10 protein-coding genes are annotated in these 13,345 nt (G+C 42.1%); all 10 read left to right on the forward strand.

What is annotated here, in order from left to right; translation table 11 throughout:
- Window positions 1-33: 33 nt before the first annotated feature.
- Window positions 34-1,509 carry a tyrosine-type recombinase/integrase gene (locus WC903_01195; GenBank protein ID MFA5892572.1) on the forward strand — a complete coding sequence of 492 codons (1,476 nt, stop codon included), beginning with the start codon at window positions 34-36 and terminating at the stop codon, window positions 1,507-1,509.
- A 1-nt stretch (window position 1,510) separates the two neighbouring features.
- Window positions 1,511-2,821: a metal-dependent hydrolase gene (locus WC903_01200; GenBank protein MFA5892573.1), complete on the forward strand. Its 1,311-nt coding sequence runs from the start codon at window positions 1,511-1,513 to the stop codon at window positions 2,819-2,821.
- An 8-nt stretch (window positions 2,822-2,829) separates the two neighbouring features.
- Window positions 2,830-3,384 carry a polysaccharide biosynthesis/export family protein gene (locus tag WC903_01205; GenBank protein ID MFA5892574.1) on the forward strand — a complete coding sequence of 185 codons (555 nt, stop codon included), beginning with the start codon at window positions 2,830-2,832 and terminating at the stop codon, window positions 3,382-3,384.
- A 533-nt stretch (window positions 3,385-3,917) separates the two neighbouring features.
- On the forward strand, window positions 3,918-6,029 hold the full coding sequence (locus tag WC903_01210; GenBank protein MFA5892575.1) for a site-specific DNA-methyltransferase: 2,112 nt from the start codon (window positions 3,918-3,920) through the stop codon (window positions 6,027-6,029).
- Window positions 6,030-6,032: 3 nt separating this feature from the next.
- On the forward strand, window positions 6,033-6,452 hold the full coding sequence (locus tag WC903_01215; GenBank protein MFA5892576.1) for a DNA-binding protein: 420 nt from the start codon (window positions 6,033-6,035) through the stop codon (window positions 6,450-6,452).
- The gene (locus WC903_01220) at window positions 6,431-6,826 is read left to right on the forward strand and encodes a hypothetical protein (GenBank protein ID MFA5892577.1); all 396 of its coding nucleotides are present in this window, start codon (window positions 6,431-6,433) and stop codon (window positions 6,824-6,826) included. The genes WC903_01215 and WC903_01220 overlap by 22 nt, the downstream gene beginning before the upstream one ends.
- Window positions 6,827-6,836: 10 nt before the next feature.
- Complete coding sequence (locus WC903_01225; protein ID MFA5892578.1) at window positions 6,837-9,518, forward strand: DEAD/DEAH box helicase family protein; 2,682 nt, start codon at window positions 6,837-6,839, stop codon at window positions 9,516-9,518.
- A 92-nt stretch (window positions 9,519-9,610) separates the two neighbouring features.
- Window positions 9,611-9,991, forward strand: a complete 381-nt coding sequence (gene vsr, locus WC903_01230; protein ID MFA5892579.1) for a DNA mismatch endonuclease Vsr — start codon at window positions 9,611-9,613, stop codon at window positions 9,989-9,991.
- Between the two features lie 60 nt (window positions 9,992-10,051).
- Entirely contained in the window at window positions 10,052-12,202 is a 2,151-nt protein-coding gene (locus tag WC903_01235; protein MFA5892580.1) for a sensor histidine kinase, read from the forward strand.
- Window positions 12,203-12,223: 21 nt separating this feature from the next.
- Window positions 12,224-13,318: a response regulator gene (locus WC903_01240; GenBank protein MFA5892581.1), complete on the forward strand. Its 1,095-nt coding sequence runs from the start codon at window positions 12,224-12,226 to the stop codon at window positions 13,316-13,318.
- The last annotated feature ends 27 nt before the right edge of the window (window positions 13,319-13,345 follow it).

Here is a 13,345-nt window from a genome sequence, read left to right on the forward strand (position 1 = left end):
TTGAACTGGCAATAGTATTGCTCTTGCTGTAGCATGCCGAACCAGATTGAATATCTAACTATCAACGAGACCAATGCTCTGCTTAGGGTGATCGATCATCCGCGCGACCAAGCCGTTGTTGCCCTTTTTCTCAATACCGGGTTATTTTTACAAGAAGCGGTTGGCCTTAAAACCGACTGGATCAAATGGGAAAGCAAGATACTGTCCGTGAAGGGGAAACGCCCCAGGGAGATCCCCCTCAATGATCAGGCCTTCGAAGCTTTAGCCCGGTGGTCAAAAGAGCGGGTCGATTCCCAGGTTTCCGCCTTCTTTACTACCAGCCGAGGGGCGCTGAACGCTTTATCTCTCCGCAGCATTAACCAACTTATCCCAAAATATGCCAAACAAGCGGGGATTAAAAAACGGGTCAATTCCCAGACCTTACGGAATACTTTTGCTGTCCGGCTTTTTTCCCAGGAAGTTTCGATCGCGAAAGCCGCGGCGATCCTTGGGATAACCGATCATGAATCTATCAACCGGTATATCCTGGCCTCAAAACAGTCGCCCATAGTAAAAGTGTTGAACGAAGATTTAACCAAAGTCGATACGCGCCCGCGACTGGCTAAACTGGTGACAAAATATTTCCCAACCACACCAAAGATCGCCCAGTTGGTAAACAGCCGGAAGGAGCATATCCTGCCCGAGCACGAAGAGCTGGTCTTTGGCCGGGAGCGCGTTATTGATGATGTCAGATTGCTCCTGGCAAAAAAACAGCCCATCTTGCTGATCGGGCCGTTGGGGATCGGCAAAACCCACCTTTTAAAACATCTGACCAGACTATTCAGCCCTAATCCATTATATCTCGCTTCCCCCAAGCCGCTAAAAAGCATGCTGGGCCAGATTTGCGACAAAGTTGGTCCCGATTGGCGGAAACAGCTCAAGGCCGGCTATTCCGCCCGAGAGATGATCGACTTTATCATAAGATCCTACAGTACCCAAGACCCGGCACCCATCTTAATTATTGATAATCTGGACGACTTGAGGAGTTCGGACACCGATCTGTTTATCTCCCTTTTTGAACACTGCACGATCTTGGCCGCGACCAGCGCGCTCAAGCCAAAATTGGAACAAGTCTGGTGGAAGTTTAAGCAGATCAGGCTCAACCCATTGAACGAAGGATCCGCCAAACAACTGATCAAATATCTAACCCAGAACCTGGCTATCAGCGATTACGAAATGCTCGAAACGCGGATTTTAACGGTCTCCAACCGTCTTCCTCTGGCCATGGTCGACATGATCAGCCAGATCAGCCATAAGCCGGTGATAACCAAAGAGGTGGTCAGAGATATCTATCACGAAGCGGGTACGCGCTATCGGGACTGGACCCCGCTGTTAATTATTATTTGGGGAGCGGCGATGCTCTTCCGGTTTGTCGCTTTAGGCACGCACAGTTTCGAAGGGTACATCTTGGCCGGCGCTCTTATTGCCAGTCTAATGACCGTGATCCGTTTTATGAAGATGGTTAAATAATATGCTCGCACCTACCCATAGTGTTTTTGGTATATTCTTAACGTTAACGATCTTAGCTGTTTTCGGGGTAGAGTGGGGCTTGCACTGGACGATCATTCTCTGGTCGATCCTTGGCGCGATAATTCCCGACATCGATCATCCCCGCTCGACGATCGGCAGAATATTTCCCTTTATCTCTATTCCTCTCGAGCGTAAATACGGCCACCGCACCATCACTCACTCTCTGATCGGCTGGCTCATTTTTACCGTGATCTTTTCATTTTTGCTTATTGTAACTTGGTTATTGGGTTTTGTTTGTAATTTGTCTCTTGTTTCTTGGGATTTGGCCCCGCGTTGGATCGCAGCCTTTAGTATCAGCTATTTCTCTCACTTGTTGTTAGACATGTTTAATCCTAGAGGGAGCCAAATGCTTTGGCCGGAACCGGTCCGTGACGTTATTCCCAAAAGTCCTAATTTTAGGCCCGCCTCCGGGTCAAAAGTTGAGCTGTTCATTTTCTTCTTTTTGTTAAGCTTAATGTTCCTGGCCCTCCCGATCTCCAAGTATGGGCTGATCAGCTCGCTCCACTGGCTCTTGGCCACGCCCGGATCAGCGATCGAGGAATCGAAGTATTTAAAAACCCACGCCTACGTTGAATTTAAGGGCATTATGAACGAAACCCGCGTACCAGTCGTCGGCAGAGGCGAGATTCTGGACGCCAAGAATGGACGTTTGATCATCCTTTATAAAGACAATGTTTGTACTCTAAGCGACACGCTGGCTGCGGATATTCTGGCTTCTCACGTTCGGGTTAAAAAGACCGCCTTCCCTATCGTGGTCGAGCGTCAGGAGTTTCAAAAGGCCAATCGGGGTGATCTACTATCACGTATCCCCACCGGGGCCTTAATTTCCGGCGTCGTTCATTTACCCGAGGGGCTGGATATTAAATTGCCGATCAATGAGGGCGGCTTTCAGATCATGGAACAAAAAGGCCAGGATTTAGTCCTAACCTACGCCTCAAAAGACCAGATCGCTAAGCTAACTTCTTCCCACAACTTTGATTTGCAGAGCAAACTGGACCGGGCCGAATTGGCTAAGCTCCATGCTCAGCAAAGAAAGCTTCAGTCCCAGATCAAGGAAATTCAAACCGATAACGATCTAACCCCCCTGGGCAAAAAGCTTCTCATGGACAAAAAAGATCATTACCAGCAAGATGTCCAGCTTTCGGTGCTGCAAAGTCAGCTCGAGGAGGTGAATATCAGGGTAGAGGAATTGAAATCGAAGATAAATGACCAAAAACTCCTGTTTTCGGGAGAAGTCTACATAAGACAATAGGGGGTATCATGAAAAAACTAATCAGTATTGTATTAATAGCCATCCTTCATTTGACCTGCCTGCCGGTAGGCAGGCATTTGTCCTTCTGTACCCCATCATTTGCCGAGGCTTATAAGCTTAGCGCCTACGATACCATCGAACTGGAGATTGTTAATCACCCGGAGCTGAAAACAAAACAGACAATCACTCCGGACGGGCAGGCCTCACTCCCTATGCTAGGGGTGATCTCGGTAGAAGGGCAGACGCTCAACGGGCTGCAAAAGCTCCTAACCAGCAGTTATTCGGCCTATATTGATAATCCCCAGCTAGTTATCAATCTTACTCCCAAGCCCATCTATGTGGTTCAATATGACCTCAAGAAAGATACCTGGGAAGTCAAAATGGCAAGATCGGTTGATGAGGCCAGGGCCTATGCGGATATAGACCCAACTTTAACTGTTGAGCACGGCAACTTATATAGAGTGACCATGAGCAAAAAGCCCGATTTCTTTGAAGATAACTGGTACAAAATCATAACCGCGACTGCGGTCATGGTTGGGATATATTCGACGGTGTCTAGATAATTCCCCGACATTGTTTGGTTATTGCCTGCCTGCCGTAGGCAGGTACCTTGGTTATTGGTAATTAATTGATTTGATTTCGTGATTAAATAGTAAAATAGCTACTTTAGCAACCTCTTACGGTGTTATAATTGCCCCGGAAGCCAACACCCCGACTTTTGGCGCGATAATTGCTTGTCCCGAGCGAACGAAGTGAGTCGAGGCGGACGAGTCGAGGGGCAGCTGTTGCGGTCGGAATATATGCAACTCTGCATAAATAGGGGCCTTATTAATAAAATGATGCCATTAAAAAAGAACGGATCCCTAGAAAAGATTTCAGACAAAGAATTTTATGAAAAATATAATACTTTAATGGATACCTATTTCAAAAATTATCCTTCTGATATAAGTACTCAAAACATAAATATAAGACTTCAATTTTATCAGAATGAGTTTTTAAGAAGGGAAACTCGCAAGGCCGTGTTAACTTCGCATTTAATAGGTATTATAGCCATTGTTATTGCAATAATATCAATACTGAAATGAGGAAATAAATTATGAGGTTAACAGAAAACGAAAGACGAGACGCAATAAAGCTAATTCAAGAAGGTAAACCTTTGCCGGACAAATACCGATTTCTTTTATTCTCCGGTGACCGGGAGGTTGAACTGGTATGGAATGGTAAAACTCAGGAGGCCTGCAACCTTGTTCTGCCCTTTCAAACAATCGAGCATATTGATGAGCCAAGAACCAAAAAGATTGAAAAAGGTAAAGACCAGCTGGCCTTATTTGATACATCCGGAAGACAAATTCGCGGGTGGACAAATAAACTTATCTGGGGTGATAACAAGCTGATCCTTTCCTCTCTAAAAAATGGTCCTATACGGCGGGAAATTGAAAAACAGGGTGGCTTAAAGCTCATTTACATTGACCCGCCGTTCGATGTGGGGGCTGATTTTTCTATGAATGTTGAGATTGGAGACGAATCCTTTACTAAAAAGCCGTCTGTTATTGAAGAGGTCGCCTATCGGGATACTTGGGGCAAGGGCGCCGACAGCTTTATTGCTATGATTTATGAGCGGTTGAAGCTGATGCACGGTCTTTTGGCAGATGATGGCAGTATTTATGTCCATTGCGATTGGCGAGTGAATAGTTATATGAGGTTAGCGTTAGATGAGGTATTTGGGAAAGATAATTTTAGAAACGAAATAATCTGGTGTTATACGGGGGCGTCACAAGCAAAAACTAAGTTTATCCAAAAACATGAGACTATTTTAGCTTTTGAGAAAAATAATAACTCAGTCTTTAATTGGACTGAAGTGGCGATACCATATTCAGAGGAAACCATAGCGAGGACAGGGAGAGGTGCGGGTGGCGCAGGTTTATACGGAGAAAATGATGCTGAACAAAAACACAAAAATCGATTAAAAGAAGCCGGGAAAATACCTGAAGATTGGTGGGCTGATATTTATCGGATTCAAGGCAATGGGCTTGAAAAGGTTGACTACCCAACTCAAAAGCCCGAATCACTACTTGAACGAATAATTAAGGCATCCTCAAAAGAAGGCGATATAGTTGCCGGCTTTTTCAGTGGCTCCGGCACGACTTTGGCAGTGGCGGAAAAACTGGGCAGGAAGTGGATTGGATCCGATCTTGGGAGGTTTGCGATTCACACGTCACGCAAACGGCTGATTCAGGTTCAACGTGAAATGAAGCAGGAGGGAAAAGACTTCCGAGCCTTTGAAATACTTAATTTGGGCAAATATGAACGTGAGCACTATGTAAACGTAGATGTTGATGTGAGGGAAAAGGAAAAACAGCAAATATTAGAAAACAAAGAAAAACAATTTGTTGATTTAATCCTTGTGGCTTATAGTGCCCAAAAGATTGACTCGTTCAATTTATTTGTGGGTAAAAAGCGAGACCGGCTTGTTGCAGTTGGGCCAATTGATGCTCCCGTGTCAGCGGCTTTTGTTGATACCGCAATAAAAGAAGCTAAAGAAAAAGGCATTACAAAGTTTGATGTTCTTGGCTTTGATTACGAAATGGGGATAGATTTTTCGGAGCTGCGTTCTCAAGGCGTCGATGTCCAGTTTAAGATCATACCTCGTGAAGTTTTTGATCGTCGAGCTGTCGAAAAAGGATATGTGAAGTTTTATGATGTTGCATATATCGACGTAAAACCCATTGTAAAAGGCAAAGGGAACAACAAAACTATCAGCGTTGAGCTTTGTGATTTTAGCGTATTTTATAATCAGGATAATACCGGCGAGATCGAAGAAAGCCTAAAACCCGGTGGCAGCAAGATTAAGGTTGAAAACGGAAAGGTTATAAAGCTCTTTAAGGAGAAAGGCTCAGATATTATTAAGGAAGAAGTGTTAACAAAGAAATGGGCCGATTGGGTTGATTATTGGGCCGTTGATTATGACTTTCAAAGCCGCAAGGAGGTTATTCGCTCAATAGATCCCAAGACAAATGAAGAAAAAGAAGAATGGACTGGTGGGCACATATTTGAAAATGAATGGCAGTCTTTTAGGACAAAAAAGGATAGGAAGCTCGATCTTGTTTCTGCCGAGAAAGAGATCTCTAAGGGGCGAAGGAAGATAGCAGTTAAAGTGGTTGATATCTTTGGGAATGATACAACTAGGGTAATTGAAATTAATATTTAATTTATGGCGAAGCAAGAGCAAACAAACTTTAATATATTAAAACAATTATCAAGGGAAAGGATTCGAGAGTCTCGCATTTTATTCGCTAAAAGAAAATTTAGCGGCGCCTACTACTTGGCAGGTTACTCAATTGAGTTGGCTTTAAAAGCTTATTATTGCAAACAAATGAGTTTCCCGCCAAAGGATACTAAAGATCTTTATTGTCATAACCTCGAAACATTATTACTGTCGTGCGGATTAAAGGAATCACTTTTGAATGATATTAAAACCAATCATGATTTGGGGGCTAAATGGGGGGTTATTACGAAGTGGAGCGAAGAATCGAGATATTTAATAACAAAAAAGGAAATAACAAGGGACTTTTTGGATGCAATTGATAATAAAAGATATGGGATTTTAATATGGATAATGAAGAAATTATAAAACTCGATCCGTCTTTAGTAGAAGATGGGAAAACAATATTAAAGGCATTAGATAATACAGAAATAAAGCCTTCTGCGGCTTTGTGGTTTTATTTTGAGGATTTAAAAAGCTGGAGATTAATAATATCATCCCCATATTTCAACAATAAAACTCCTCAAGAATGCTACAGAGAGGTTCTTGAAAATATACAAGATCAAGTATTTGTGAGGCTTTATATCGGTGATATATCGCTTTTCCCAACAAATGAGAATTTAGTTAATCTTCTTAAACTAGCGGTTAGAACAGCGCCATTATCAATTGCAGAAATTAGATTCACGTCTAGTATTATTAATGGATTATTTATTCGAGATGCTTTGATTTATAGGATCTCTTAGGTAAAATATTATGGCATTACATAAAAACTTTCCAAAAGACAAATTTCAAATACTTGATCCTTCAATACGCTGGTTTCCTGCGGAGGAGGCTTTGCGTGAAAAAGGCTATGAAAAACTGCTTCCCCCATTTGTCCCCGAACTACGAAAACGAGTTAAAGATTGGAGGGACAAGAACTACGAAGGGGCAAGCAACACATCAAAAGCTCTTCTTAATTGGTGGTTTAAACAAGAACACTTGACCTATGGGGTGGACGGGAACGCCTTTTCATTCCAGTATTATTTTGCCCAGAGAGAAGCAGTAGAAACTATTATTTGGCTATATGAGGTCGCCGGAGCGAGAAATAAGTACGATCTGCTTCAATATGACACGCTGGGCCGCGTAAGCCCCAATATGTTTGATGAGGATTGGCTCCGCTTGGTAATTAAAATGGCTACCGGAAGCGGAAAAACTAAAGTAATGAGCTTGCTTCTTGCTTGGGCTTATTTTCATAAGCTTTATGAGATCGATTCAGAGCTGGCTAGAAACTTTCTTCTTATTACTCCCAATATTATTGTTCTTGAACGCATTAAAACTGATTTTGGCGGGCTTAAGATATTCTATCAAGACCCTGTATTGCCAGAAAATGGATATGAGGGCAGGAACTGGCAAGATGACTTTCAGATAACACTGCATCTGCAAGATGATTTAACTGCAATATCTCCTACTGGGAACATATTTCTAACCAATATCCATCGCGTATATGAAGGGGACATAAAAGAAGCGTCTATTAGTGACGATGATTTAACTGAATATTTTTTAGGTGCAAAACCGGTCTCAAAAACAAACGAATCACTGGTTGAATTGAGTAGTGTTGTTAGAGAGATTGATGAGCTTATTGTTTTTAACGATGAGGCCCATCATATTCATGATCCCAAAATGGCCTGGTTTAAGTCGATTCAAGATATTAATAATAAACTTAAACAGAAGGGGAGGCAAATATCCCTGCAATTAGATTGTACCGCTACTCCTAAACACGATAACGGAGGCATATTTGTCCAAACCATATCCGATTACCCTCTTGTTGAGGCGATCCATCAAGGAATAGTTAAAACGCCCGTACTTCCAGATCAGGCGAGCCGGGCAAAATTGCAGGAAAAGCAAAGCGCCATTTTTACCGAAAAATATGAAGATTATATTAATCTTGGGATTGAAGAATGGCGAAAGACGTCAAAAGAACTTAAACCGACCAGAAAAAAGGCGATATTGTTTATTATGACTGACGATACAAAGAACTGTGATGAGGTTCAAGTATACTTGGAAAAAAATTATCCCGATCTAAAAGGTAAGGTGTTGACCATCCACACCAACAAAAGCGGCGATATATCGGAAAAGGTCAAAGGGAAGGATAAAGAGGAACTTGATCGACTCCGCAGAGAAGCGAATATCATTGATAGCATCGAGAGTCCCTATACCGTAATTGTTTCGGTCCTTATGCTGAAAGAAGGGTGGGATGTTAAGAATGTAACGACTATTGTTGGACTTAGAGCGTATTCGGCGGCGGCAAATATTTTGCCGGAGCAAACGCTCGGTCGCGGTTTAAGGCGGATGTTTTTTGGGAGGGATGACGTAGAGGAATATGTTAGCGTGACCGGAACCCCTGCTTTTATGGAATTTGTCGAGTCCATCAAGGCCGAGGGCGTTGAGTTGGAAAAGAGAAAGATGGACGGCACGACAAAAGCCGTAACTCCAACCGTGATTGAAATTGATCATGCGAATCCAAAGAAAGACATTAAAAAATTGGATATTGAACTGCCAATCTTAACGCCTAGGATTCAACGGGAGTATAAGAATTTGTCCGATTTGGATCCCGCAACCTTTAAAGCCCCAAAGATCAAAATTAAACAATTTAATGAGCAAGAACAAAGAGAAATTGTATTTAAGCGTGTTGTTGAAGATGATATCCATCACACGACCATTCTGGACGGCAACATTGATCCTAATTACCAGAGCGTTGTTGGGTTCTTTGCTCAAAGCATAATGAGGGAACTTCGGTTATTCGGTTGCTATGATATTTTATTTGGGAAAGTTAAAGAATATATTCAATCGTACTTGTTCGAATCGGCCATTACGCTTGATGATAAAAACATTTTGCGAAATCTTTCCGAGCTCGAAGCGACAAAAACTATCATTGAGACATTCAAAAGAGAAATAAACGCACTCACTGTGAAGGACGTTGGCAACGCCGAGATAAAGAATTTCATTAAGATCAGCGACAGCCGGCCATTCGTGGTTAATGATCGAGCATACTTGGTTCCTAAAAGAAGCGCCTTTAACAGGATTGTTGGCGATAGCCAATTTGAGCTTGAATTCGCGGACTTTCTTGAACGGCTTGGAGAAGATGAGATCATTTCTTATGCCAAAAACTATTATGAGGTGCATTTTAAAATTGATTACAAAAATGCCGATGGCACAATAGCCAATTATTATCCGGATTTCTTCATCAAAGTGGACCAGAATACTGTGTATATCGTTGAAACAAAGGGGCGAGAAGATTTAGATGATCCCTTAAAGATCAAGCGGCTTGCCCAATGGTGTGATGACGCAAATGCCCGCCAAAAGAAAATTGCTTACAAAATGCTTTATGTAAAACAAGAGGGTTGGGACAAGTATCAACCAAAACATTTCGATGATTTAATTAAGATATTTCTATAGCAGTATGGAGCGGAATAAATGAGCCCTTGCACATCCTTTAATCTTGGTTGAGTAGTATGGATACGGTTACAAAGCGCGTAAGGTCTCGCATTATGGCCAGTGTTCGCTCTTCGCGGAACAGATCGACTGAAAACGCTCTCGCAAGTATATTCCGAAGGCTGAAACTGCGAGGATGGAGAAGATCATACCCATTATATGGCAAGCCTGATTTTGTTTTTCCGGAAAAGCGGGTGGCGGTGTTTGCCGATGGTTGTTTTTGGCACGGGCATAATTGTAGAAACACCAAGCCAAAAGTTAATCGCTCGTTTTGGCGCAATAAAATAGCTCGCAACATTGCGCGAGACGGCACGGTCTCTTCCTTTCTTAGAAGGCGGGGTTGGCGGATTTTTCGCATACGGGAATGCAATATCGCCAGGGGCAAGTTGCCAAGCAAATTTCTTCGTATGTTTCAAAGCCCGAGATGCACTGTGTAATGCGACTGCGGGTGGAATGTGGCATTGTATTATGTGATAATAACATGAGAGGCGAAATATATGGCTGATAAAAGACAAGATGTGCCAGAGAAGTTGTCATTAGGTATTCATCCTAGGGTGTTCGAGGCTCTCGGGTCGGATCTAGTTACTAATGATGTTGTTGCCATTATTGAATTAGTTAAGAATTCGTATGATGCTTTTGCGTCTAATGTGTATGTCCGGTTTAAAAATGATTCGGAAAAAGGAGACTACATAGAAATCGAAGACGATGGCTTAGGTATGACAAAAGAGATTATACAAGAGGCTTGGTGTGTCGTAGCCACTCCGTTTAGAGAAAATAATCCTTTCTCAAAAGTAGGGAAGAAGCAGAGAAGGGTGGTAGGGGAAAAGGGGTTAGGTCGTCTTTCGATGGCGCGCATTGGGAATCAATTGCAAATGTTGACTCAGTACGAAAATAATCCTTGTTGGGAAATACGCTTAAATTGGGAAGAGCTTTCACAAAACAAAACAATATCTTCATCAACGATTGATTGCTTGAAATATAAAAATGAGTCGCCGTTTAAGAAATCAGGGACAATTTTGAGAATATATGACCTAAACGAGAAATGGGACGATTCGAAAGTCGACGATTTGAAAGATAATATGTCTCGATTGGTTTCGCCATTTTCAAAAACCAGCGATTTTCATGTTTACTTCGGTTCGCAAAACGATAAGAATCCCCAGCCCGTTGAAATACTAGCGCCAGAATTTATTAGGCAGCCGAAGTATAGTATTGCCGGGAAGGTGGATAATAAAGGGCGTATTAAGGCGTTATACAAATATTTTCCTGTTCGAGATGGAAAGCCCCGTTCAACAACGCTTGAGCATTCTTGGGAGCAGACATTTGGTGCCATCAACGACAAAACCAGATATCCTTTTTCTCCGAAAGAATTTCATTGCGGTGAGTTTCAATTTGAAATACGTGCTTGGGATATTGGCTCTGATGATACTCAGGAAATTACCGATAAATATGGGATAAAAAAAGCGAAGATTAGACAAGCGATTCGCGTTCATAAGGGGATTTCCGTTTATCGTGATGAAATTTTAGTTCTACCAAAATCGGAGACGGCTCGTGATTGGCTCGGATTAGATTTGCGAAGAATAAGTCTACTTGGACGGCGTTTAAGCACCAGTCAGATAGTTGGATATGTTGATTTGTCTGCAGATAACAATCCTGATATCAAGGATACTAGTGATCGTGAACGGTTAGTGTCTAATCTTGCTGTTGGGGAATTTGAAGAAACTCTCATGGAAATTGTAAGATTGTTAGAAACAGAAAGAGAAATTGACAAAGATAAACGAGAAAAAATTGAGCCTTTTAAAAATCTGTTTGACGAAATCTCCGCCGATAAACTTGTTGCGGAAGTTTCCGCATTAGAAAAAGAGGGGGCCAATATCTCGGAGGTATTGCCGGCCGTAGAAAGTCATAATGCGCAATTAGAAAAGACAAAAATCGCAATCCAAGAAAGATTTGTTTACTATAGCCGCTTGGCCACGGTTGGCACGATTGCGCAAATGTTGGTCCACGAGATTAGAAACAGAACGACCGCATTGGGGGCCCTTTTAGCACATGTAAAAGAAATAGCGTCTTTAGCAAAAGACGCTTTATTTATGCAAAAATATACTCTGGCCGATGACAGCGTAAACTCTCTTGAGAGATTGGCGGATACTTTTGCTCCTTTGGCCAGTAGGGGCTTCAGGCGGCGCATGCGTCATTCTATACTTGAAGAGAGAATACTTGCCTGCATAGATTTGCAGAAGGGCGAGCTTGAATCTAAAGAGATTGATTTTGAATTGCCAAAAACCGGGCAAACAAAAGTTGCGGTTGATCCGGGCGAATTAGATGCGATACTATTAAACCTTATCGCTAATTCCATTTATTGGTTGGGACAAATAAAAGATCGCAAAAGACGGATAAGAGTTGTTTGGAAACATCTTTCAAGCAGTAATCAAAGAATGTTAATCTCCGTAGAAGATAACGGACCCGGGATTCCAGAAGAAGATCGAGAATTTGTTTTCTTGCCTGGTCACACAAAGAAGCCGGGGGGGATTGGAATGGGATTGACCGTAGCTTCGGAAATTGTTGCGGAATACGGCGGGAAAATGTATAACGAGTCCAATTCTTCAAAGATGGGCATCGCTTTTAGTTTTGATGTCCCATTAACTACTTAATGGCGAGAGATAGGGGAGATAATGGTTAAAGTATTATTCATTGACGATGATGAGAATAGCGTTAAACCTGTTATGGCTTTATTGGGTAGCCGAAAAGATTTGTATGTTGTTGAATTCTGTGAAATATTTGCCGAAGCTGAAAAACAAATAAATGCTTTTGTTCCAGACGTGGTAATCCTTGATCTTAAGCAGGATGGCGGCTTTCGGCCGGAATATACGGGCAATGAAACAATGGGATTTATTTGGAACAGTAGATTTTGCCCGGTAATTATTTATTCTGCTTTCCCGGAGGCTTTGGCTTCCGGTGATTGGGGCAACCATCCGTTTGTTAAAATAGTCAAGAAAGGAAAAGATAGCGAGAAAGCGGTTGAGACAGAGCTTAAAAACCTTAACAATCATATTGAGGCGCTTAATGTTACACAGAAACATATTCAGAATTCATTAAACATGCAAGTTAAAGAAGTCGCCCCCCAAGTCTTTGCGCAGGAGACCGATCCAGAGAAACAAAAAGATGGAGTATTGCGTAGTGCCAGAAGGCGTTTGGCCGCATCGATGGATACCCCGGAGGGTAATCTGGCGAGTTGGGAAGGTTATATATATCCTCCTTTTCCAGAACAAATTTATCTTGGCGATTTGCTTCAACTTAAAGGTACGCCAAATGACAATCCAAGTAATTTTAGGCTCGTATTAACTGCTTCGTGTGATCTTGTAACTGGACATTCTAAGGTGAAAAAGGTTTTAGTGGCAGAATGCGTAACCGTCAAGGTTGGGGTTGATAAAATATTAGCTAAATTACAGTTATGTGGAACAGATCGTGGTTGGTTACTCGAAAAGCTTAACAAACTGGTTCTTAGCCAAGGATATTATATGGAATATGTTCCCATGCCAAAATTAACTAACAAGATCCCATTAATGTGGGTTGACTTAAAGAAGCTTAATCTGATCCCCATAGAGAATATCGGCCCAGAAAAAGATTACATTAGAATAGCATCATTGGACAACCCGTTTCGAAATTTTATTTCATGGGCCTATTTGCAGTCTGCTTGTCGCCCTGGGTTGCCGGATAGGGATTTTATTTCGTGGAGAGATGAAATAAAGAGTGAGGACGCCCGATGATTTATCTTTATTCTATTTATATAGTGA

This window comes from Candidatus Margulisiibacteriota bacterium, assembly GCA_041658645.1.
Taxonomy (GTDB): domain Bacteria; phylum Margulisbacteria; class WOR-1; order O2-12-FULL-45-9; family XYB2-FULL-48-7; genus JBAZZV01.